The 458-nt window shown below is 72.7% G+C and carries 1 protein-coding gene and 1 pseudogene; both read right to left on the bottom strand.

Annotation, left to right across the window (positions count from 1 at the left end):
* Positions 1-211, bottom strand: a pseudogene (locus D3D02_RS19640) (cation:proton antiporter); the annotation flags it as partial.
* 88 nt (positions 212-299) lie between these two features.
* The coding region (locus tag D3D02_RS19635; protein WP_304999810.1) for a cation:proton antiporter regulatory subunit at positions 300-458 on the bottom strand (159 nt) is incomplete at its 5' end.

The raw sequence follows: 458 nt of genomic DNA, 5'->3' as shown, positions 1-458 counted from the left end.
TGATCCCCAGCTCCGCGCCGAGGGAGATGAACTCCGTCTCGGGGACGTAGACGGTCCCGACGACCGGGAGCGAGAGCCGCCCGAGGACGTACTGCCCGAGGAGCGTCCCGACGAGGATGTACGCGGGGATCACGGACTGCCCGAGGCGACTCGCGACCGCGGCGGCGGCCGCGACCGCGACGAACATGACGCCGACGTCGAGCAGCGCCACTACCGCTCACCCCGAGCGCCGACGGTCGCGGTCACCGGTCCGCACGGAGCGGCCGCGGCGCCGAGGGGCGACGCGCCGAGTCCGCCGGTCATTCGGTGAGTATCTCTTCGAACGCCTCGCAGTTCTCCGGCGTGCCGACCCCGATCAGGGTGTCGCCCTCGCGGAGGGTGGTGTCGGCGCCCGGGCTGTCGAGCACCTCGTCGTCGCGCTGGATGGCGACGACCGCGAGCCCGGTTCGGTTGCCGAT

Source organism: Halobellus sp. Atlit-38R, assembly GCF_003665925.1.
Lineage (GTDB): Archaea > Halobacteriota > Halobacteria > Halobacteriales > Haloferacaceae > Haloquadratum > Haloquadratum inordinatus.
Note: the sequence above shows the minus strand (reverse complement) of the source record. Positions and strands in the feature narration are given on the sequence as shown.